This window comes from Microbacterium hibisci, from assembly GCF_015278255.1.
Taxonomy (GTDB): Bacteria; Actinomycetota; Actinomycetes; order Actinomycetales; family Microbacteriaceae; genus Microbacterium; species Microbacterium hibisci.
The window spans coordinates 136,290-158,901 of record NZ_JADIJC010000008.1 but is presented as its reverse complement, the minus strand read 5'-3'; the positions used below and the strand labels follow the sequence as shown (position 1 = coordinate 158,901).

The window sequence follows — 22,612 nt, the reverse complement described above, 5'->3', positions numbered from 1 at the left end:
CCATTCGCACACACGAATATGGCGGATGCCGCGATTCGGCGGCGTCAGCCGCGAACCACTACGTTCGAAACGAACACGAACGCACGCGCATCGAAGGAGATCGCCGTGGAGGCCAGCGCACCACCGCCGTTCGGGCTGTCGCGACGTGAGCGCATCATGGACGAGCTGCGCCGCACGGGATCGGTGCGCGTCGCGGACCTCGCGAAGGAGCTGGGCGTCGCCGAGCTGACGATCCGCCGCGACATCGGAGCCCTCGCCGATCGCGGTCTGCTGACCCGCGTCCACGGCGGGGCGACGCTCCGCAGCCGGCTCGACACCTCCGTCCCGCACGGGGTCCCGACGTCGGGTCCGCCCCGGTTCCGCGTCGGCATGGTCGTCCCGTCGCTCGGGTACTACTGGCCGCCCATCATCATCGGCGCGCGGGCCGCAGCCACCGACGCCGGTGTGCAGCTGGTGCTGCGCGGCGCGAGCTACTCCCCCGCCGACCAGCGGCGGCAGATCAGCTCGCTCGCCGAGTCGGGCACGCTCCACGGGCTCATCGTGGCGACCGAGACGCAGGGGCCCGAGGGGTCGGCGCTGCTGCAGTGGCTCGACGCGCTGCCGATCCCGGTCGTCCTGGCCGAACGCCGGGTGCCGTCAGCGCTCGCCGTGACGAGACTGGAGTGGGTCACGACCGACCACGTCTTCGGCGGATCGCTGGCCGCGCACCACCTCGCCGCCCTCGGCCATCGACGCGTCGGGCTGCTCGCCTCACCGGGGTCGCCCACATCGTGGCAGCTCCGGCGCGGGTGGGCGCGGGCGGTGGCCGAGCTCGGCCTCACGGCGACGTTCGACCTCGACACCACCCTCGACTCCCTCGACGGCGGCGAGCGCGAGCGCACCATCGCCGATCTCCTGCGCACCGTCCGCGACACGGGAACCACCGCCATGCTGATCCACAACGACCCGCAGGCGGTGCTGCTGCAACAGTACGCACGCGACCATGGCTGGTCGATCCCCGACGACCTCGCGATCGTCGCGTACGACGACGAGGTCGCCGAGAGCGCCGAGCCTCCGATCACCGCGCTGCGTCCACCGAAGCAGCAGGTGGGGCGACTCGCGGTCGAGACCATGGTGGCGCGCCTCAGCGACGGCGAGCGCCGCCCCGTGCAGCGCGTGCAGCTGCTGCCCGAGCTGCAGACGCGCGGCTCGACGGCGCGCACGGCCGTCTGAAGGCGGCCCGAACCCGGCGTCGATGGAAGGCCCGAGGCGTTTCGTCTGCGGGCGCCAGAGCGCCCTCCGCTCAACGACAGGTGGCACCGTGTCCCGGCCGTTGAGCGAGCGAGGAACGAGTGAGACGAAACGCCCCGAACCCGGCCTTCCCCGGAGCCCCGAGGCCGTTTCGTCCGCGGGCGCCAGAGCGCCCTCCGCTCAACGACCGGTGGCACCGTGTCCCGGCCGTTGAGCGAGCGAGGAACGAGCGAGACGAAACGCCCCGAACCCGGCGCAGAACCGGAGCCCCGAGGCCGTTTCGTCTGCGGGCGCCAGAGCGCCCTCCGCTCAACGACCGGTGGCACCGTGGCCCGGCCGTTGAGCGAGCGAGGAACGAGCGAGACGAAACGCCCCGAACCCGGCGGAGAACCGGAGCCCCGAGGCGTTTCGTCCGCGGGCGCCAGAGCGCCCTCCGCTCAACGACCGGTGGCACCGTGTCCCGGCCGTTGAGCGAGCGAGGAACGAGCGAGACGAAACGCCCCGAACCCGGCGCAGAGCCGGAGCCCCGAGGCGTTTCGTCTGCGGGCGCCAGAGCGCCCTCCGCTCAACGACCGGCACTCGACGGACTCCCCCGGCCGTTGAGCGAGCGAGGAACGAGCGAGACGAAACGCCCGAGCCCGGCGACGACCACGTTACGGCGATTTGCACGATGGCACGTGGAGTGCAAAACTGCATGATGTGGTAGATAGTGCAGATGGACTCCGTGAGCGCCGCCGCGCCGAGACGACGCGCGCGCTGATCCGCGCGGCCCGGCACTTCACCGCCGAGCACGGCCTCGCCGGCTTCACCATCGAGGAGCTGTGCGCCGAAGCCGACGTGTCGCGCCGCACGTTCTTCAACTACTTCGCCTCGAAAGACGATGCGGTGCTGGGCGTGCCGCTGGAGCGATCGGATGCCGCGGCCATCGCCCGCTTCCTCGCCGGCGGTTCGGGCGGCCCCGGACTCTCGCCGACCCTGCTCACCGACCTCGCACTGCTCGCCGAAGCACGCTGGCGCGCCCTCGACATCGCGCCGGACACCGTGCAGGACCTCTTCCGTGCCGTCGAGAAGGAGCCGCGGCTGCTCGCCCGCATGCTGGAACTCGGCGCGGAGGGCGAGCAGTTCGACGCGCGCCTCATCGAGCAGCGCGAGAACCTCCTGTCCGGCGATCTGCGGGCGCAGGTCGCGTCGCAGGTGGTCGGCGCCCTCGTCCGCTCCGCCGCCGGGGAGTTCCTCAAGCCCGGCAACCCCGACACCTTCATCGAGATCTTCGAGCGGCGCATCGGCGCGGCGCGCGACCTCTTCGCCACGCAGACCGCACTGATGGGAAACACCGAATGACCACGTCCACGATCCCGACGATCCGGCCGGACGGCGACGCGCCGTTCCTGCTGACGCAACGCCGCATCTGGATCATCTTCTCCGCGCTGATCGCGGGCATGCTGCTCTCCAGCCTCGACCAGACGATCGTCTCCACCGCGATGCCGACCATCGTCGGCGAGCTGGGCGGGGTGTCCCACCAGGTGTGGATCACGACCGCCTACATCCTCGCGACGACCATCGTCATGCCGATCTACGGCAAGTTCGGCGACGTGCTGGGGCGTCGGCGGCTCTTCATGGTCGCCATCGCGATCTTCACGCTCGCCTCGATCGGCTGCGCGTTCGCGACCGACTTCTGGATGTTCGTGGTGTTCCGCGCCATCCAGGGTCTCGGGGGCGGAGGGCTGATGATCCTGTCGCAGGCGATCATCGCCGACATCGTGCCCGCCGACCAGCGCGGCAAGTACCTCGGCCCGCTCGGCGCCGTGTTCGGCCTGGCCGCCATCGCGGGCCCGCTCCTGGGCGGCTTCTTCGTCGACCACCTGACCTGGCAGTGGGCGTTCTACATCAACATCCCGGTCGGCATCGCCGCCTTCTTCGTCGCGGTCTTCGCGCTCAAGCTGCCCGACAAGAAGGCCGAGAAGCCCATCGACTGGCTGGGCGTGCTGTTCCTCTCGGCGGCCACCACATGCCTCATCTTCTTCACCGACTTCGGCGGCTCGGCGAAGTTCGGCTGGGACTCGGCCGCCACCTGGACCTGGGGCGCCGGACTCGTCGCCGCGGCCGGACTCTTCATCTTCACCGAATCGCGCGTGGCCGACCCGATCATGCCGCTGGCGATGTTCCGCAACCCGATCTTCCTCAACGCGACGGCGATCGGCATGGCGATCGGCATCGGCATGTTCGCCGCGCTCGGCTTCGTGCCGACGTTCCTCCAGATGTCGTCGGGCACGTCGGCGGCGGCATCCGGTCTCCTCATGCTCCCGATGATGGTCGGCGTCATGGGCACCTCGATCGCCTCTGGTCTGCTCATCACGCGGACCGGAAAGTACCGGCTGTTCCCGATCGTCGGAACGCTCATCGTCGGCATCGCGATGGTGCTCATGACGACGCTCACCGCGTCGACGCCGATCTGGCTGATCTGCACCTACCTGTTCCTCTTCGGCGTCGGACTCGGCTGCATCATGCAGGTCGTGGTGCTCGTCGTGCAGAACGCCGTCCCGGCGGCCGACCTCGGCACCGCCACGTCGACGAACAACTACTTCCGCGAGGTCGGGGCCGCGCTCGGCATCGCGGTGTTCGGCACGCTCTTCACCACGCGCCTCACCGAGAATCTGACGAAGGTCTTCACGGATGCCGGTGCCACGGCCGAGCAGGCGGGTCAGGCGACGTCGAGCATCGACCCGTCGGTGCTGAACTCGCTGCCCGATCCCGTACGGACGGGCGTCGTCGACGCATACGCCGACGCGCTGGCCCCGGTGTTCTGGTACCTCGTGCCGTTCATCGCCGTGGCGTTCGTGCTCGCGCTCTTCCTCAAGCAGATCCCGCTGTCCGACGTCGCGGGCCTCGTCGCCCGTGGCGAGGCGATCGGCGGCGAAGAGGCCGAGCGTCTCGAGGCCGAGCTGCGCGGCGGGCCCGCCCCCGAGGCTGCGTCGTCGGTCACTCGTCGAGGCGCTGGCCGAGCTCGACGATGAGGCCCTCGGGTCCGCGCACGTAGCAGACCAGCCACTGGTCCTCGTAGTTCACGAGGTCGGCCATGAGGTCGTAGCCGGCGGCGCGGACCCGCTCCACCAGCGCCTCGACGTCGTCCACCCGATACGCGAGGTGCCGCAGGCCCGGCACGTTCGACGGGGCGTCGTCGACGGATGCCGGACTCCGCGGCGTGAGGAACCGCGACAGCTCGATCGCCCCGGTGCCGTCGGGGGCGGTGAGGAACAGCATCTCCACGTCGGTGCCGGTCAGCCCATTGACCCGATCGGCCCAGGCGCCGCCGACCCTGGCCGTCTCGCTGCGGTCGAACCCGAGAAGCTCGAAGAACGCCGCCACCGTGTCGAGGTCGTGGACGATGACGCCGATGTGCTCGAAGCTGCGGACACCCACGCTTGGAGAGTAGGCCGCGGACGGCCTCGGCGACACCCCCTGGGCATCGCCTCGGGAGCCCGGCCGCGGCGGAAGCGGGTGGCGAAGCACAGACGGCGCTCCGCGACAAGCCCCTTCGCGGGTGCTCGGCGCGCGCCTACGGTCGCAGGGCACCACAGCCGTGAGGATTCGTCGATGCCCCACCCCACCGAATACGACCAGGAGCCACGCGCGGTCGAGCCCGAGACCGCGGTCGCCGACGCCGACGCGCCCGAGCAGACCGCCGCGTCGGAGCGCACCGCGGAGCCCGAGAAGACCGCAGGGTCCGACCGCACCGCGGAGCCCGACCAGACCGCGGAGCCCGAGCGCACCGCGGCGCCCGAGGGCGCGCAGCGGGAGGCGGAGGACGGCGCAGGCGCCGCGGCCACCGAGGACCGCTCGAACACCGAGGAGGCGCCTTCCGCCGCGTCCGGCGAGGTGCTGCGGGTCTTCCGCGTCGGCGACGAGATCGAGTCGATCGACGACCTCGAGCTGGAGGACGTCCCGTCGAGGCTCCGTCGCTTCCGCCGGAGGCATTTCGTGTGGCTGCACCTCGTCGAGCCCGACGAAGACACGGTGCGCCAGGCGCGCGACGTGCTCGGCATCCATCCCACCGCCGTCGCCGACGTCGTGTCGCGCCGCCAGCAGCCGAAGGTGCAGAAGTTCGACGAGCACCTGTTCGTCATGCTGTGGAACGTGCTGCGCACGGAGGATGACGCGCTGCTGCTCGGCGAGACGTACCTGTACATCGGCGAGGGCTGGCTCCTCACGGTGCAGCGGGGCAACGGCGCCGAGCTGCCTGATCTGCCCCGGCTGCTGGCCGACGCACCCCCCGACGCCCGCAACGACACCATGCCCGCCGCGTACACGATCATGGCCCAGATCGTCGACGGCTACGCCAAGGCGGCCGCCGACATCGAGACCGCGCTCGAAGAGCTGGAGGAGCAGGTCTTCAGCGAGTCGAGCCGCGAGGACCATCGACGCATCTATCGGCTGCGCAAGAAGATCGGGCGGGTCGACCGCGCCGTGTCGAGCATCGCCGCCGCGCTGCACGAGAGCACGAGGCACCTCGAGACGCTGAAGGTCGGCACCGAGCAGATCGTCCCCTACCTGCACGATCTCCTCGACGACGCCGCCGGCACCGCGGCGCTGATCAACAACCAGAGCAAGGGTCTCGACGCCATCCTCTCGAGCTACGAGAACAGCGTCGCCGCGCGACAGAACCAGGACATGCGGACGATCTCGGCGTTCGCCGCCCTTCTCGCCGTCCCGACGCTCATCGCCGGGCTGTACGGCATGAACTTCGACAACATTCCGCTGGTGCAGTGGCAGTACGGCTGGGTGGCCATCGGATGCGCGATCGTGGCCATCGACCTCGTGATCTACGGGCTGTTCAAGCGCCGCCGCTGGCTGTAGCGGCGGCGGCGCGATCAGGCCACGAGCTGCGCGGCATCCAGGTGCCGACGCGCCGCGCCGATCGCAAGACGTGCGTGCTCCTTCGCCCCCACCTGCGCCACGAGCATCGCGCGCGGGATCTCGAGCGCGTACGGGATGCCGTCCGGCAGCGCCGCGAGGATGCCCCGCATGTCGATGCCGCCCTCACCCGGAAAGAGCCGCTCGAAGCGTGCGGTGTGGATGAGCTCCGCCGTCGTGGTCGGGATCTCAGCGGGCGCGTCGCACACATGCGCGTAGTGGAACCACTCCGGCGGCAGAGCCCGCAAGTCGTCGAGGCTCGAGCCGGAGCGGGCGAAGTGGAGCAGGTCGATGAGCATTCCGGCGTTCGGCTGGTCCGCTGCGCGCAGCACGCGCGTCGCCTCGGCGAGGGTCCCCGTCTCGGTCCAGGACGGGAACTCCAGGTCGATCGTCAGCCCGAGCGGCTGCGCGAGCCGGCAGAGCTCCGCGAACCGATCGGTCTTGCGCGCGAAGTCCGCGTCGGGCAGCTGCGTGATGACGTGCCGCGCCCCGAGCTCGGCACCGGCCTCCAGGAACCGCAGGTAGTCGCGGGGGCTGTCGCCCGACGTCATGCGGGCGAGCTCGATGTCGAGCACCTCGACGCCGGTCGCCGCCAGGTGCGTCTTGGTCGCCCGCATCAGCGCCGGGTCGTACGACAGCGGATAGTGGGGCTCTTGCGCGGTGACCTTCGTCATGCGCAGTCCCACGTAGCGGTAGCCCGCCGCGGCGGCGGCGTCCACCAGCTCCGGCGGCGACAGGCTCAGGGCGGTGAGGTGCGCGAGTGAGTAGTCGTGGCGGGGCTCGGTCGCCGTCTCCGTCGCCGCGGTCGCCAGCGTCCGCATCCGCTGCCGGCGGTGCGCGGCCATCCGCAGCGGCACACTGCGGGGGTCGCCGAAGCCGTCGTACCCGTCGATCCGCTGCACGACCTCGAAGAAGACCCGTGAGCCGACCATCTCGGTGAAGAAGTGGAGGAACTCCCCCCGCTCGCCGCGAGCGTAGAGGATCGAGCTCTGGCGCAGCGCAGCGACGAACTCGGCCGGCAGGGAGAGCCGGGCCTCGAGATCGTCGTAGTAGTTGGCCGGCATCTCGAGGATGCGGGCGCCCCGCTCGCGGAGCGCCCGCGCACACGCGACGGCGTCGTCGGTGGTGAAGGCGATCAGCTGCGGGCTCGTCACGCCCGGCGACCAGTCGCCACGGCGCAGAGGGTTGGTGCTCAGCGCGACGCGCACCCGCCCGTCGCGGTCACCCGCGGACCACGTGCGGATCAGACCGAACGGGGCCGTGATCTCGGTCAGCTCCTGCGGGACGAGGCCGAGCACCGAGTGGAGGAACAGCGCCGACTGGTCGAAGTCGTCGATCGACTCGGTGACCGCCACGTGGTCGATGGCCGTCAGGAACGGCGACGGGTCGGCGTCTGCGCCCGTCGGCGCGAAGTCGTCGGCCCAGCGGGCGCCGGCACCGTCGTCGCAGAAGAACAGGGCCGTTCCGTCGGGCATCGCCACGGCGGCAAGGTCGATCTCGTCCGCCGCGCGCCGGCGCGCGAGCTTCGGCGCGAGCAGGCTCTCGGCCCGCCGCATCGATGCCCCCGCGTCCTCAGTGCGGACCGCCAACGCGCAGATCGCCGAGGTCGCAGGTGTGATCGAGCGGTCCGGCGCCGAGTTGAGCAGCACCCGCGCCTCGCCCTGCTGCCAGAGCTCGACGGGCTTGGAGCGGTGCCGGCCGACGTGCGCGAACCCGAGCGCCGCGAGGGCTCGCGACATCAGGGGACCTGACACCTCATCGACCGCGAGCTCGACGAAGGCGAAGCCGTCCAGTCGAGGCGCCTCCGTCAGCGCCACCGCCGACGGTGCGGCGGGCGCGGCGGGGGCGGCGGGGGCGGCGGATGCGGCGGGTGCGGCGTCCGGGTACCGGGACGCGACGGCCTCGGTCAGGGCACGCAGCGAGCGCATCGCATCGATCGCGGCGTGCCGAGGATCCTCTTGCTGGTAGACGTCGTTGAAGACCTCGAGCGCCACCGGACCCGTGTAGCGCGTCGCCAGCACCTCGCCCAGGAACCCGGCGACGTCCAGGACTCCCTGCCCCGGGAACATCCGGTAGTGAAGGCTCCACTCCCGCACATCCATGTCGAGACGGGGCGCGTCGGCGAGCTGCACATGGAAGATACGGTCGCCCGCCACCTGCGCGAGCGTGGCCGGATCATCGCCCGCCGACAGCACGTGGAAGCTGTCGAGACACAGCCCGAGCGCCGGGTGATCGACCTGCCCGATCAGCCGCCCTGCCTCCCGGTGCGTACGGACACGCCCCCATGGCACGGCTTCGTACGCGAGCCGCAGCCCGCGGTCACCCGCCCGTTCCGCCAGCGCGTGCAGCTGCTCGAGCGTGAGGGCCTCGTCGTCGACGCCGCTGTCGCTGCGCGAGGAGCAGCACACGAGCACGCGTGCCCCGAGCTGCGACAGCAGCTCGAACTTGCGCTCGGCGCGGCGGAGCACCCCGCCGAACAGCTCCGGGGGCACGGTCTCGACGTGGAACGGCTGATACACCTCGATCGACACGCCGAGGTCGGCGGCCTCTCGCGCCACCCGTGCGGGAGCCCACGGCGACACGATGAGGTCGTACTCGAGCAGCTCCACGCCCGGGAACCCCGCCGCCGCGGCGGCCCGGAGCTTGTCCTCCAGCGTGCCTGACAGGCACACGCTCGAGATCGACACGTCCAGCGGCCGCTGAGGACTCATGGGCGCTGCCCCCTGTTCATGTCCGGACCGTTCCGTCAGTGCGTGGCGACGTGCTCGATCGGCTGGTCGGGCGAGTAGATGTCGAGGATGTTCCAGTGGCCCGTCGTCGGGGTCGGCACATTGACCATCGACACGTCGATCACGACCGGGCGCCCCAGCGCGATCGCCCGCTCGAGCGCCGGCTTGAAGTCCGCCGCCGAGTCGACCTTGATCCCGTCGACCCCGTACGCCTCCGCGATCGCGGCGAAGTCCGTGTACATGGGGTCGTCGGCGCTGCCGAAGACCGTCCCGTAGGTGGTGTCGAACGCCGCCTTCTCGAGCCCTGCGATGGTGCCGAACGCGTTGTTGTTCATCACGACCCACACGACCGCGACACCCTCCTCGCGCGCCGTCGCCAGCACCGCCGGATTCTGGCCGAAGCCGCCGTCGCCCACGAGCGAGACGACGACGCGATCGGGGTGCGCGATCTTGGCGCCGACCGCCGCCGGCGCGCCGAAGCCCATCGTCGCGAAGCCGCCGGGGGTGAGGAACGTCCCGGGCGTGAGGATGTCGAACTGCTGGCCCACGCCGTTCTTGTTCCACCCGACATCGGTCGTGATGATCGCGTCGGCGGGCAGCACCTCGCGGGTCTCGGACAGGATCCGCTCGGGCCGCATCGGCCACGCGTCGGAGACCTGCGCGTCGGCGTTCTCGCGTCTCACCGTGGACCGGCTGTCGGCGATCCGCGCGAGCAGCGCCGAGCGATCCACGCCCTCCGGCGCCAGGCGGCGGGCGACCCGGATCAGCACGGTGAGCGCGGACTTGAGGTCGGCGAGCGCGCCGATCTCGAGCGGATAGTTGCGGCCGAGCTCGGCCGGATCGATGTCGATCTGCATGAGCTTCGTGCCGGGGATGTCGAAGGTGTACTCGGCGTACCACGAGCTCGAGTCGGCCTCCGCGAACCGGGTGCCGAGGGCGAGGATCCAGTCCGCGGTCCGCGTCGTCTCGTTGGTGAACGCGGTGCCCCAGAACCCCGTCATGCCGAGCACCAGCGGGCTGTCGTCAGGTACCGCGCCCTTGCCCATCAGGCTGTGCGCCACCGGCAGCGACAGCAGGCCGGCGAACTCGGCGAGCTCGGCCGCCGCGTCTGCCGCGACGATGCCGCCGCCGACGTACAGCACCGGCTTCTCGGCATCCAGCAGGTTCTTCACGATCTGCTCGGCCACCGCCTCGTCGAGCGACGGCCGCGCGAGGGCGCGGGTGTTGCCCATCACCTTGTCGAAGAGGGCCGCATCGACCTCGGCCGAGAACACGTCCATCGGCACGTCGACGAGGACCGGTCCAGGGCGTCCGCTCTCGGCGAGGGTGAACGCCTTGTCGAGCACCTCGGCCACGAGGTGCGGCTGGTCGACCCGCCAGGCGCGCTTCACGAACGGGCGATAGATCTCGTACTGCGCGGCGTCGGCGTGGAGGTTGATCTCCTGGTGGGGGTGCTTGCCGAAGTAGTGCGTCGGCACGTCGCCGGCGATCACGACCAGGGGGATGGAGTCCAGGGCGGCGTTGGCGACGCCGGTCGCGGCGTTGGTGAGGCCCGGGCCGAGGTGCGTCAGCACCACCCCCGCCCGCTTGGTCACCCTCGCGTAGCCGTCGGCCGCGTGGGCGGCGATCTGCTCGTGGCGGACGTTCACGAACGAGATGCGCTCGCTCTTCTCCAGCGCTGCCAGGAGCGCGATGTTGGTGTGACCGCAGAGCCCGAAGACGTGCGCGACGTCGCGCGCTTCGAGGTAGCGGACGATCTGGTTGGACACCAGGTCTTTCATGAAGGGGTTCCTCTCTCATCGAGGTCGAGCGGGACGGATCGGCGAGCCGGCCCCGTGTACGTGTATCCGATCGATTTGGGCAGCGGACCCTTGATCCGGCCGCCCTGGGCCAGCTGCTCGGCCGCATGCGCGAGGATCCCCACCGACCGCGCGAGGATGAACACCCCGCGCCCGAGCTCGGGGGTGAGCCCGAGCTCGCAGTAGATGACGGCGGTCACCCCGTCGACGTTCATGGGGATGCGCTTCGCGCGGCCCGCGCTGATCGCGTCCTCGACCGCGCGCCCGATGGCCGCGAAACGGCCGTCCACCGTGCCCGCGGCGGCCGCGGCGTCGACGAGCGACAGCAGTCGGGGCGTGCGGGGGTCGAGGGGATGGAAGCGGTGGCCGAAGCCGGGCACGTAGGCGACACCGGCCTCCCGTCGGCGCTGCAGCACCCGGCGGGTCGCCTCGTCGAGGTCGCCGGTGCGCTCGAGCTCGTCGTCGATCTCGAGGTACACCTCCATGCACTGCTGGCCGGGACCGCCGTGGACGTCGCCGAGCACGTTGATCGCCGACGCCATCGCGGCGTTGATCGGGACTCCGCACGTCGTCGCCATCCGGGCGATCGCGATCGAGGGCGCCTGCGGACCGTGGTCGACCGACGCCACGAGCGCGGCCTCGAGGAGCCTCGCCTCCGCGGCCGAGGGCAGCTCGCCTCGCAGCATCAGCCAGATCGTCTCGACGAAGCCGACGCGCCCGAGGAGCTCCTCGATGGGATAGCCCCGCAGCGCGATCTCGCCGGGCTGCACGTCGATGATGTCGGTCTGCCACCAGCGCCGCGCCTCGTCGACGAGCTCCTCGGCCGACTGCTCGCTCATCGTCCGACCCGCCCTGTCGTCGTCGTCCGGTTCATCGCGCGGCTGCGATCGTGTCGGCGGCCTCGAGGGCCGCGTCGTAGAAGTCGCCGAAGAGCTCCTCGTCCGAGGGTCGGTCCTCGGCGATGGTGCGCGAGACCCACGTCGTGTTCAGGTAGTGGCGGAGCGCGACGTTCTCGGACGTGATGTTGCCGCCCCAGGTGCCGCACCCCATCGACGACGTCATCGGCATGCCGTTGGTGAAGGCGCCGGCGTTCGCCTTGGAGTTCGGCTGGCGCACCATGATGCGCGACACCGGCATGTGCTGGGCGAAGTAGTCGATGCGGGCGTCGTCGGTGGAGGCGATGCCGCACGAGTGACCCTTGCCGCCGATGTCGTAGAGCCGCTTGGCCACGTCCACGCCGTCCTCGAACGAACCCTCGTAGGCGTGGACGGCCATCAGCGTGGTCAGCTTCTCCTTGCAGAACTGCCTGTCTTCGGCGATGCCATCGCCCTCGACGACGATGAAGGTCGCATCGGACGGGATGCCGAAGCCCGCCGCCTGCGCGAGCGCCTGGGGTGAGACCGCGACGGTGTCGGGCAGCCGGTGGCCCTCGTCGTCCCACATCACCCGCTGCAGCGCGGAGCGCTCGTCCGCCGAGGCCAGGTAGCCGCCCTCGGCCTGCAGCGCGTCGAGCATCTCGCGGTAGCGCGATGCCGGCACCAGGACGTTGCCGTCCGCCGAGCACCCCGAGCCGAAGTCCGACGTCTTGGAGATGCGGCAGTTGCGGGCGGTCTCCGCGATGTCGGCCGTCTCGTCGACGAACTCCGTGGCGTTTCCGGCCCCGACGCCGTACGCCGGGGTTCCCGAGCTGTACGCCGCACGCACCAGACCCTGGCCACCCGTGGCGATCACGAGATCGGAGCGGGCCATGATCTCCTGCGAGGCCGCGAGGCTCGGCAGCGTGATGCACTGCAGGATGTCGGCCGGGGCGCCCTCGGCCTCGAGCGCCTCGCGCATGAGCCGCACGGTCTCGAGGGTCGTGTGCTTCGAACGGGGGTGAGGCGAGAACACGACGACGTCGCGCGCTTTGATCGCATAGATGGCGTTGCCGGCCGGCGTGAGATCGGGGTTGGTCGTGGGCACGACGCAGCCGATGATCCCGACGGGCTTGCCGTACTTGACCAGGCCCTTCTCGACGTCTTCCTCGATGATGCCGACGGACGGGCTGCGCAGCGCGTCGCGCAGGACGCCGCGGATCTTCATCCGCTTGTTCATGCGGCTGTCGAAGTCGCCAAGCCCGGATTCCTCGATGCCCATCTCGACGAGCCGGTGGAACGTCGAGCGGTTGGCCACCGCCCACGCGACGGCCCGGATGAGCCGGTCGACCCGGGCCTGGTCGTAGGTCTCGATGATCGCGAGCGCCGCGCGGGCACGGGCGAAGACCTCATCGAGCTCTTGCTCCTGTTCCGGCGACAGTGGTTTCGATGCTGAAGCAGCCATGACAACTCCGTCCATGGGCGTGGGGTGCCGACCGCCGCATGCTATTCAGGCCGCGTCGCCGCCGACAAAGCGTGTCCCACTGGGCAGAAAGGGCCGCTCTCGCGAACCCGCCCGCGGCCCGCCTCGCGAGATGTTGTGCCACTCGATGGGTCGCACGGTTGCCCGCACATCCGCCCGGAGTTAGCGTCCGAGCGCTGACCGCTGCGGCCGATCACCCAGGTCGGACGGACCGGACGGCATTCCCCACAGCGGCCTCAGGCGGACGCGATCCCCCCGAGGTCGGATCGACGATGATCAAGGAGCAAGGGATGCGCAAACGACTGACCACGAGGTTGGGAGCTGCGGGAATCGGGGCGCTGGCGCTGGCGCTCGCCGTGGCCGCCTCACCCGCGTACGGACTGCAGAGACCCGCCGAGCCGGTCGCGCCCGCGGGGCTCACCGGCGTCGACCCGACGGGCGCCGACATGCCGACGGTGGGAGGAAACCTCGGCAACCAGCACTACTCCGGCCTGACGCAGATCACCAAGCAGAATCTGAAGGATCTCGCGCCCGCCTGGCGGACCCACGTGTCGGCCGTCGCTCCCGCCAGCGACGACACCGGCCAGCAGACGACGCCGATCGTCGTGGACGGCGTGCTCTACCTCGACACGCCCAGCGGTGGCGTCATCGCTGTCGACGGCGTGACCGGCGACCCCATCTGGAAGTGGGAGAACACGGTCTACGGCCTGTCGGGCACCCGCCGGGGCGTGTCGGCCGGCGACGGCCTGATCTTCACGCTCGCGGGCGGCAACCGGGTCGTCGCACTCGACCAGGAGACGGGCGCCGAGGTGTGGGCCGTCCAGCCCACCGGCCCCGACGGCGAGGATCTCGGCCGGGTGGGCAAGGTCGCGACGGTGTACTACGACGGCATCGTCTACGCCCATGCCGCTGACGGCGACCGCGGCGCGGTCGTGGCGCTCGACTCGAGCGACGGGTCGTACCTGTGGCACTTCTTCGGGGGTCCCAAGCGCGGCGAGCAGTTCACCGGCCTCGACGGCGTGACCTTCGATGCGTCGGCGACCTGGGGCCCCGTGCTCCCCGACGGCACCGACTGCGCGGAAGAGGGCGGCGCGACGTCGTGGATCCACGGCGCGGTCGACCCCGAGCTGAACTTCTACTACATGACATTCGGCAACGCGCGCAGCTGCACCTCTTCGCAGAACGGATCGCTCCGCCCGGGCGACAACCTCTTCTCCACCACGCTGGTGGCGGTGGACGCTTCGACCGGTGCCTACAAGTGGCACTACCAGTCGATCCACCACGACGTGTGGGACATGGACAACGTGCACCCGCCGACCCTCGCCGACATCGAGATCGACGGCGAAGAGCGCAAGGTCGTCTTCTACGGCAGCAAGTCCGGACATCAGTTCGTGATCGACCGCACCAACGGCGAGCCGGCGCTGCCGGTCGCCGAGAAGGAGATGATCACCGACTCGCGGCAGCTGCACTCCGAGACGCAGCCGTTCCCGGAGCACCGCCTGCTGCCGGAGTGCCTGGTGTGGCAGAAGCTCGACCCGGAGAACATCCCGGGCGACCCGTGGCGCGCCGTGCCGAACTACAACGGCTACCAGCCGGACGCCGAGGGCAACCTCGTGTTCAACCCCGACAGCTATGTCGCGGTCGACGAGCCGTTCCTGACCTACCCCGAGGGCCACGTCGGACACCGCGAAGGCTGCATGTACGACCCGCAGTGGGATGCGCCGATCCTCTCGACGACCAGTCAGAACGGCGGCGGCGACTGGTCGAACAACTCCTACAGCCACAGCACGAACCTCGTTTACTTCCCGTACGGCACCAACCCGGTGGCGCACTGGAACGGGGCGGCGGCCAACGGGCAGCGCGCGATCGGGCAGTACCAGACCGGCGGCATCCTCGCCTACGACGCGTCGACCGGCGAGGTCGCGTGGCAGAACCACCTGGGCACCGACATGTCGCACGGCCAGGGACCCATGACCACGGCATCCGATCTGCTCTTCGTGGGCCAGATCGACGGACGCGCGCTGGCGATGGACGCCGGGACGGGCGAGGTGCTGTGGGAGTTCCAGACCGGCTCGGGCATCGCGGCGGCACCCGTCACGTACGAAGTCGGCGGCGAGCAGTACGTCGCGTTCTTCGCGGCCGGGTCGACCAACCCGTACGGCAACTCCGTGACGCAGGGCGACTCGCTGTGGTCGTTCAAGCTCGGCGGCCAGTACCGGACCGAGTCGGGCAGTCAGGAAGGTCCGATGACCGCACCGCTGTCGATCCGTCGTCCGGTGAGCGGCGCGGCGGTCGAGGGCTCGACGGTGAACAACACCGTGCTCCTCGCGCGGTCGAGCCGCACCGCCGACACCGCGGCAGCCCGCGACAGCGTGGCGCAGGCCGGCATGCAGCCGACCAACCTGCGGGTGCCGGTGGGCACGACGGTGACGTTCCGCAACCCGGGGGCCGAGACGTTCCCGAACTTCCCGAACCAGAAGCCGCACTGCGCGACGCAGTTCTTCGAGGGCGAGTTCAACGTCAAGCTGCAGCCGGGAGAGACGTACCAGCACACGTTCACGCGTGCCGGCGAGTACTTCTTCAATGACTGCACCGACCCGCGGCCCACGGGCAAGATCGAGGTGTACCTGGCTCCGCAGGACCAGCCGGGGGCACTGACGTTCACGCCGGGCAAGCTCCAGCTCGGCTCGGGCACGGGGCTGTTCACCGGGGTGAACGGCAAGGTCACGGCACAGTTCGAGCTGCCGGCCGGGTACACGTACGACAGTGAGGCCGAGCTGCTGACGCCGCTGTCGTCGACCCCGATCGACGCCTCGAAGGTGACGGCCAACAAGAACCGGATCATCCTCCAGTTCGACGCGACGCAGGTCGACAACAACGTGCCGACTGGCGACGCGAGCCTGACCGTCAGGGTCAACGTCCTGAACGCCCAAGGCGTCCAGGAGCAGCTGACCTCGACGGCCACCGTGACCGTGGTGAAGTAGCCCGGTCCCGCACGTCGCACAGGTCCGCCCCCGTCGTGATCGACGGGGGCGGACTCATGCGCCGGGCCGGTGTCCCATTCGGCGAAACTCGTCTTTGCAGGCACGCGCACGACAGCGAGAGTCGCAGGGGCAGCGATCTGCGCGCGTGGATCCAGGTCCGCCCCGCATCAACAGAGAGGTTGGCAATGCACGAAGGCGACATGGCGGTGAAGCCATGACAGACAAGCCCGGGGAGGGGCCCGCGGAGGAGCCGCGGGAGGGTCCGGCATCCGGCTCCGACCAGCCCGTGAACCCGCCCGCGGAGCCCGCCGCGGACCGCCCGGCGGAGCCGGGCGTCGGCGACTCCATCTACCCCCACACGAACACGTACTACACGGCGCCGAAGCTCAACCAGGGCGTGCCGGCCGACCCGATGTTCATCAGGGTCCTCTCGGCGATCGAGATCACGATCGGCGTCACCCTGTTCGCCCTCATCGTGTTCGGCGTCATGTACCAGGTCGTCGGCAGGTACTTCCCGTCGGTGAGCTGGGTAGGTGCCGGCGAGGTCGCGCTGCTGTCGATGATCGCGATGACGTTCATCGTGACCGGGTACCTGGTGGGGCGGAACGGCCACATCGTGCTCGAGATCTTCGACGAGCTCCTCGCCGGCACCAGGCTGTTCGTCGCGCTGCGGATCATCTCCGCGGTGATCATGGTCGCCACGAGCCTCGCACTCGCCTACGAGGCCCTGGTGAAGATCGACGCGGAGTGGGGACGCCTCAGCGCCGCGATGCACGTGCCGCTCGGAATGCTGTACGTCTTCGCGCTCATCGGCTTCGTGTCGGCGGCGATCCACTCGGCATTCAAGATCCCCTACGCGAACCGCCCCGAGCGCAAGCTCGACATCGGCGAGATGGAAGGCTGACCCGTTGGACCTCTGGCTCTACATCCTGCTGTTCGTCGTCCTGCTGCTGCTGCGGGTGCCCGTCGCGTTCTCCATGATCGCCGCGAGCATGCTGTACTTCTACAGCCACGGGCTGTCCGCCGGCTACGCCATCACGTCGGTGGTCAACGGCATCAACAGCTTCCCGCTCCTCGCCGTGCCGCTGTTCATCTTCGTCGGCACGATCGCGAATCATCTCGGCATCGCGACACGGCTCTACGACCTCGCCCGGGCGTTGCTGCCGCGCCTGCCCGGCAACCTGGCGTACGTGAACCTCGGCACCGCGATCGGGTTCTCGTGGATCAGCGGGTCGGCCCTCGCCGACGCCGCCTCCACGAGCAAGGTGCAGATCCCGCAGATGCTCAAGGCCGGATACCCGTACGGCTTCTCGGCCGGCCTGACGGCGTCGGGGTCGCTCATGAGCACCGTGATGCCCCCGAGCATCCCGGCGGTCCTCTTCGCCGCGACCGCGTCGATCTCGACCGGCGCCCTCTTCGCGGGCTCCATCATCCCGGCGATGCTCATGGCGCTCGGCCTCGCCCTGTACATCTTCGTCTGGGTGAAGCGCCACCCGAAGGTGGCAGTGAGCCGCCCCTTCGACGGCTCGATGCTGGCGAAGGCCTCCGTCCGCGTGATCGGTCCGGCGCTGCTCCCCGTCATCATCCTCGGCGGCATCTTCAGCGGCTGGTTCACCCCCACCGAGAGCGCCGGCATCGCGGCCGTGTACATGCTCTTCCTCGGCGCGATCTACCGCACCCTCACCCTTCAGGTGTTCTGGAAGGCGGCCAAGGAGACCGTCGTGATCTCGGGCGGCATCCTGCTGATCCTCGGCGCCTCGAACCTCATGGGCCAGGTGCTCGCCCGCGAGCAGGTCTCGCGTGCGCTCGGCGAGTGGCTCACCGGCCTCACCGACAACCCGCTGCTGTTCCTGCTGATGCTCAACGTGCTGCTGATCCTGCTCGGCATCCCGCTCGAGGCGCCGCCCGTGATCCTCGTGCTCGTGCCGATCCTGATGCCGATCATCGGCCAGTTCGGGATCGACCCGGTCCAGCTGGGCGTCATCATGATCCTCAACCTCATGATCGGATCGCTCACACCACCCGTGGGAGCCGTCCTCTTCGTCGTCGGGTCGATCACGCGAAGGCCGATGGGAGAGCTGTTCCGCGGCATCCTGCCGTTCCTCATCCCGCTGGGCGCCGTGCTGCTGCTCCTGACGGTGTTCCCGGTGATCGTCACGTTCCTGCCGACCCTGCTCGGCCTGATGTAGCGGCTCGTCCCGCCCGCCCTGATCCACGACGCCGACCCGTGGGCCCGGCGGGCGGGACGCCGTCGCAGAGAGGAAGACCATGACGCGGAAGCTCTTCGTGCTGAACGGCTCGAATCTCAACATGCTCGGCCTGCGCGAGCCCGAGCTGTACGGCACGGCCACGCTCGACGACGTGCGCGCCGAGTGCGAGCGGGTCGCCGACGACCACGGCTTCGACCTCTTCTTCGCGCAGACCAACGCCGAGCACGAGCTCGTGGAGTGGGTGCACGAGGCGTTCCGGCAGCGGGCGATCGTCGTGATCAACCCCGCCGGCTTCAGCTTCAACTCGGTGCCGCTGCTGGACGCGCTCCACATGCTGCCGACGCCGGTGTTCGAGGTGCACATCACGAACATCCACGCGCGCGACGCCGTGCACCAGCACTCGCTCATCTCCTCCGTGGCGCGGGTCGTGATCGCCGGAGCCGGGCTGTACGGCTACGAGCTGGCGATCCGTGCGGCGGATCGCCTCACGGAGCCCTGACGCCGGGCCGGGTGCGCTCCGCCGCGCGGGCGGTCAGCCGGCGACGAGCGTGTCGGCGGCGATCACTCCGAAGACGAGCGCCTTCGTCAGGGCGGTGCCGGTCATGTACGACGCACCGTGGAATCCGCCGACGACCTCGCCGGCCGCGAAGAGGCCATCGATGCGGGTGCCGTCGACGCGTTCCACGGCCGCGTCGGGCGCGACCCGCAACCCGCCGAACGTCGACGTCATCGCCGTCACGGCGGCGTACGCGAAGAACGGCGGCGTATCGATGGGCGTGAGCGCGCCGACTCCGTTCACGAGCCCCGTCCGCCCGAACGCGTCGCCGCTGCCGGTCGCCACGGCGCGGTTGTACTGCGCGAGCGTGCGTTCCAGATTCTCGGGACGGATGCCGAGCCCGGCCGCCAGCGCCGCGATCGTGGGGGCGCTGACGAGGTGGCCGAGCTCCTCCAGGCGCTCCATGTCGGACAGCGGCACCCCCGGCCGGGAGCGGGCGCGCACGACCGCGTCGAACACCTGGAACGCCATCCGGCCGGGCTGGCCCAGCACCGCGGCGCCGAGCACCTTGTACGACGCGGACTCGTCCGCGAACCGCTCACCGCGCGTGTTGACGAGGATCGCGCCGAGGTAGTTTGCCGTCAGCAGCTCGTGCTCGTCGTCGGTCGTCTCGGCGTGCTGGCCGTAGGTGCCCGAGACGTGTCCGACATCGGCCAGCCCGGCGCCCAGCATCCATGCCATGCGAAGTCCGTCGCCGGTGTTGCCGACGCCGCCGTACGGCATCGCGGCGGCCTGGTGCGGCACGAAGAGGTCGAGCAGCTCGCGGCTGCGCGAGAAGCCGCCCGTCGCGAGGACCACGCCCGAACCCGCCGACAGTTCCTCGCCTGCCGCCTCGACGCCGATCACCCGGCCGCCGTCGACCACGAGCCGGTCCGCCGGGCGCCCCGGGAGGATCACCGCTCCGGCGGCGACCGCCTCCGCCTCGAGGTGCGCCCGCAGGGCGTCGATGCGCACGAGGTGCGCTCGTGCGACCGTCATCCCCGCGCTGACCTTGAGCTCGTCGGTCCACGCGTCCGCGCGGTCGATGGCTCCGATCGCGTGCACCTGGCCGGCGACCAGCGCCCGCAGCAGCGACTCGTCGGCGTAGCCGGCCCCGGTCTCGCGCATGTCGGAGAGGAAGAGCTCGTCGGAGTCGCCGACCCCGGCACGCTTCTGCGCCGCCGTGCCCGACAGCGCGAACCACCCGCCGCTCAAGGCGGTGCTGCCGCCCAGCCGGTCGCGCTTCTCGAGGAGTGCGACCCGGTGGCCCCGCGTCGCGAGACGCTGCGCCGCGGCCACACCGGCCAGTCCGCCGCCCACGACGACCGCATCGAACGAGCGCACGTCTCGTCGCATCATGCTGGTCCTTCCCGGCGCGCCGCGATCATGGCTGCCTGCCCGCTTCGACCTCTGCGCGGAACCGCGCCACGTCCACGGTGCGCTGCGTGCGGGCGGCGAGTGCGGCCGCCTCGACGAGCGCGAGGGTGCGCGAGGCGTCCTCGGCCGAGACGAGCGGGGCCACGAGACCGCGGGCGACGTCGGCGAAATGCGCGAGCTGCGCCGGAAAGGAGCCCCGCGGCGCGACGGGCAGATACGTGCGCGACAGCGGCGAGTGCCAGTCGGGCGAGACCGACGGGTCATAGGCGTACCGCGCCAGATTCGGCACCGAGAGAGCCGCCCGCGTGCCGAGGATGCGATAGGCGACGCCGTCGGGGAGGAACGGGAAGGCCGAGGTCTCCTCCGTGGACTGGTCCCAGCCCCACGGCGAGACGCCCGCGTCGGAGGCGAGGAAGCTCCCCACGGCGCCGTTCTCGAACCGGAGGTTGAGCGTGACCGTGTCTTCGACGACGAGGCCGCGGGCCTGCGAGCTCTGCATGGCCTGGATCTCGACGACCTCTCCGCAGAGGTGGCGGAGCAGGTCGAGGTCGTGCACCACGTTGATGAGGAGCACGCCGGCGCCCGGCCGGCTGTGCCAGGGGATGTCGGTGAAGTACGCGTCCTCCTTGCGCGCCGACCACAGTCCGCTGACGCCGACGATCTCGCCCAGCTCGCCGCCGTCCACCGCCGCGCGCGCTCGCTCGACCGCGGGATGGTGACGGCGGTGGTGTCCCACCAGCAGTCTGCCGTCGAGCCGCGCGACGGCGTCGACCAGCCGCAGCGACTCCGCGTAGTCCACCGCCGCCGGCTTCTCCAGCAGGACGGCGACCCCGGCCTCGAGGCAGCGGACCGCCGTCTCGACGTGCAGCGCGTTCGGGTTGGCGATGACGACGGCGTCGAGCTGCGCGGCATCCAGCATCCGCTCCGCCGACTCGTACACCGGGCACTCGAAGTCGTCGGCGAGCGCTGCGGGGTCGGCCACCGCCGCCAGGGACACCCCCGGCGCGGCGCGGATGAAGTCGAGGTGCTGGCGCCCCATGAAGCCGGCGCCGATCACGCCGAATCGCAGGAGCGCGGGATCGGATGCGGTCACCGGGCCTCCCTGCGTGCTGACCGTCTGCGCGCGTGCGGACCGAGCGTACGACACCGTCGGCCGGGCCGGGAGATTCGTTCCATTCAGCGGTGAGCGCGCCTCTGCGCACGCCGGAGCACGCCTGTTCCACTCGCCGGGACATCGCTTTGACAAGCGTTCGAAGTCGGTCAGAGTCGGCACTGCCACCGGGCCGAAACGTGACATCGTGGTCGACGACGAACTCCCGTGCGAAGGATGTCGACCCGAAGTCCCGCTCAGGCCAACGACCGTCACGTCACAGCTTGCACGACGACGTGCACAGAACAGAGGAGAGTCCCATGAGCACAGCCCGCTCGACGCGCCGACGCCGATTCGCCGCGTCGGTGCTCGCAGCCACAGCCCTCGTCGTCACCGGCTGCGCCGGCGGCGAGGCAGCCCCGGAAGAGACGGGCGACGGAGGCGCCGCTGAGGCCAGCCCCGTCACCCTCACGGTGGCCACGAGCCAGAACGAGCAGACGCCGAACTACTTCTGCGGCGTCGAACTGCTGAAGGAGAGGCTGGAGGGGGCCGACATGGGCTTCACCGTCGACCTCTACCCCGCGAGCCAGCTCGGCCCCGATGCCGACCGCTTCCCGCAGGTGCAGGCCGGCGACATCGACATCGATCTGCAGGGGGCTTCGGCGCTCAGCGCCACCTACGAGCCAATCGGCGTGGTCGACGCGGCGTACGCGTTCGACGACGTGGACCACGCGTTCCAGTGGATCGACGAGAGCTCGGAGGACCTGTTCACCGGCTTCCACGAGGCGACCGGCGTCAACATCGTCGACGGCTGGTTCTTCGGCAACCGCACCTTCACGACGAAGGACGTCGAGGTCACCAGCCCTGACGACCTCGCCGGCGTGCCGATCCGCTTCCCGAACTCGCCGATCTTCCTCGCCAACGCCGAGGCGCTCGGCGTGACCAACCCCGTCTCGGTCGCCGTCGAAGAGGTCTACACCGCCCTCCAGCAGGGCATCGCCGTCGGCCAGGAGAACCCGATCGTGGCGACGCGGTCGTCCAGCTACGACGAGGTGCTCAACACCGCGATCCTCAACAACCACAACGTCGGCATCCACTGGATCCTGGTCAGCGACAAGACCTACGACAAGATGAACGACGAGCAGGCGGCCCTCCTCGAGGAGACCATCCGCGAGATCCGCCCCGAGAACCGCGACTGCGTCGACGAGGCGACCGAGGAGATCCTCGACGAGTACCGCGGCGACGACAACTTCACCGTGGTCGAGACGGAGGACATTGACATGGATGCCTTCATCAGCCAGGCCGAGGACTTCTTCGGCGGCTACTTCACCGGTGAGAACCTCGAGGCGTACGAGGCGATCCGCGAGACCGCGGGCTGACCCGACCGACCCGAGAAGGGGGTGGGCGCAT

The 22,612-nt window shown here is 70.3% G+C and carries 16 protein-coding genes; 9 read left to right on the top strand and 7 right to left on the bottom strand.

Annotation, left to right across the window (positions count from 1 at the left end; all coding sequences use genetic code 11):
• Positions 1 to 105 precede the first annotated feature (105 nt).
• The 3 genes from IM770_RS14890 (at position 106) to IM770_RS14880 (ending at position 4,244) form a co-directional block, all read left to right on the top strand.
• Positions 106 to 1,212, top strand: coding sequence for a substrate-binding domain-containing protein (locus IM770_RS14890; protein WP_307785475.1), 1,107 nt, complete (start codon positions 106 to 108; stop codon positions 1,210 to 1,212).
• 717 nt (positions 1,213 to 1,929) lie between these two features.
• Positions 1,930 to 2,571, top strand: coding sequence for a TetR/AcrR family transcriptional regulator (locus IM770_RS14885; protein ID WP_203581936.1), 642 nt, complete (start codon positions 1,930 to 1,932; stop codon positions 2,569 to 2,571).
• Complete coding sequence (locus tag IM770_RS14880; RefSeq protein ID WP_203581935.1) at positions 2,568 to 4,244, top strand: MDR family MFS transporter; 1,677 nt, start codon at positions 2,568 to 2,570, stop codon at positions 4,242 to 4,244. Before IM770_RS14885 ends, IM770_RS14880 begins: the two co-directional genes overlap by 4 nt.
• Here IM770_RS14880 and IM770_RS14875 read toward each other — a convergent pair.
• The gene (locus IM770_RS14875) at positions 4,210 to 4,650 is read right to left on the bottom strand and encodes a VOC family protein (RefSeq protein ID WP_203581934.1); all 441 of its coding nucleotides are present in this window, start codon (positions 4,648 to 4,650) and stop codon (positions 4,210 to 4,212) included. The genes IM770_RS14880 and IM770_RS14875 overlap by 35 nt on opposite strands.
• Before the next feature lie 174 nt (positions 4,651 to 4,824).
• Between IM770_RS14875 and IM770_RS14870 the strand changes: the two genes are divergently transcribed.
• Positions 4,825 to 6,084: a CorA family divalent cation transporter gene (locus IM770_RS14870; RefSeq protein ID WP_203581933.1), complete on the top strand. Its 1,260-nt coding sequence runs from the start codon at positions 4,825 to 4,827 to the stop codon at positions 6,082 to 6,084.
• A gap of 14 nt (positions 6,085 to 6,098) precedes the next feature.
• Here IM770_RS14870 and IM770_RS14865 read toward each other — a convergent pair whose 3' ends face one another.
• Genes IM770_RS14865 through IM770_RS14850 form a run of 4 tightly spaced genes read right to left on the bottom strand, consistent with a single transcriptional unit; the run spans position 6,099 to position 12,988 of the window.
• The gene (locus IM770_RS14865) at positions 6,099 to 8,852 is read right to left on the bottom strand and encodes a TIM barrel protein (protein ID WP_203581932.1); all 2,754 of its coding nucleotides are present in this window, start codon (positions 8,850 to 8,852) and stop codon (positions 6,099 to 6,101) included.
• Positions 8,853 to 8,887: 35 nt separating this feature from the next.
• Complete coding sequence (locus IM770_RS14860) at positions 8,888 to 10,651, bottom strand: thiamine pyrophosphate-binding protein (RefSeq protein ID WP_203581931.1); 1,764 nt, start codon at positions 10,649 to 10,651, stop codon at positions 8,888 to 8,890.
• Positions 10,648 to 11,508 carry a citryl-CoA lyase gene (locus IM770_RS14855; protein ID WP_203581930.1) on the bottom strand — a complete coding sequence of 287 codons (861 nt, stop codon included), beginning with the start codon at positions 11,506 to 11,508 and terminating at the stop codon, positions 10,648 to 10,650. Before IM770_RS14855 ends, IM770_RS14860 begins: the two co-directional genes overlap by 4 nt.
• 31 nt (positions 11,509 to 11,539) lie before the next feature.
• Entirely contained in the window at positions 11,540 to 12,988 is a 1,449-nt protein-coding gene (locus IM770_RS14850; RefSeq protein ID WP_203581929.1) for an aldehyde dehydrogenase family protein, read from the bottom strand.
• A 308-nt stretch (positions 12,989 to 13,296) separates the two neighbouring features.
• On the opposite strand from IM770_RS14850, the gene IM770_RS14845 reads away from it, so the two are divergent.
• The 4 genes from IM770_RS14845 (at position 13,297) to IM770_RS14830 (ending at position 18,699) form a co-directional block, all read left to right on the top strand.
• The gene (locus IM770_RS14845; protein WP_203581928.1) at positions 13,297 to 15,990 is read left to right on the top strand and encodes an outer membrane protein assembly factor BamB family protein; all 2,694 of its coding nucleotides are present in this window, start codon (positions 13,297 to 13,299) and stop codon (positions 15,988 to 15,990) included.
• A 214-nt stretch (positions 15,991 to 16,204) separates the two neighbouring features.
• The gene (locus IM770_RS14840) at positions 16,205 to 16,894 is read left to right on the top strand and encodes a TRAP transporter small permease (RefSeq protein WP_203581927.1); all 690 of its coding nucleotides are present in this window, start codon (positions 16,205 to 16,207) and stop codon (positions 16,892 to 16,894) included.
• 4 nt (positions 16,895 to 16,898) lie between these two features.
• Positions 16,899 to 18,179: a TRAP transporter large permease gene (locus IM770_RS14835; protein ID WP_203581926.1), complete on the top strand. Its 1,281-nt coding sequence runs from the start codon at positions 16,899 to 16,901 to the stop codon at positions 18,177 to 18,179.
• A gap of 79 nt (positions 18,180 to 18,258) precedes the next feature.
• On the top strand, positions 18,259 to 18,699 hold the full coding sequence (locus IM770_RS14830) for a type II 3-dehydroquinate dehydratase (RefSeq protein WP_203581925.1): 441 nt from the start codon (positions 18,259 to 18,261) through the stop codon (positions 18,697 to 18,699).
• Positions 18,700 to 18,732: 33 nt separating this feature from the next.
• Here the strand turns inward: IM770_RS14830 and IM770_RS14825 are convergent, their stop codons facing one another.
• Together IM770_RS14825 and IM770_RS14820 are read right to left on the bottom strand one after the other, a co-directional pair.
• On the bottom strand, positions 18,733 to 20,094 hold the full coding sequence (locus tag IM770_RS14825; protein WP_203581924.1) for an FAD-dependent oxidoreductase: 1,362 nt from the start codon (positions 20,092 to 20,094) through the stop codon (positions 18,733 to 18,735).
• Between the two features lie 25 nt (positions 20,095 to 20,119).
• Complete coding sequence (locus tag IM770_RS14820) at positions 20,120 to 21,205, bottom strand: Gfo/Idh/MocA family oxidoreductase (protein WP_203581923.1); 1,086 nt, start codon at positions 21,203 to 21,205, stop codon at positions 20,120 to 20,122.
• A 317-nt stretch (positions 21,206 to 21,522) separates the two neighbouring features.
• Between IM770_RS14820 and dctP the strand changes: the two genes are divergently transcribed.
• The gene (gene dctP, locus IM770_RS14815; RefSeq protein WP_203581922.1) at positions 21,523 to 22,581 is read left to right on the top strand and encodes a TRAP transporter substrate-binding protein DctP; all 1,059 of its coding nucleotides are present in this window, start codon (positions 21,523 to 21,525) and stop codon (positions 22,579 to 22,581) included.
• Positions 22,582 to 22,612 lie beyond the last annotated feature (31 nt).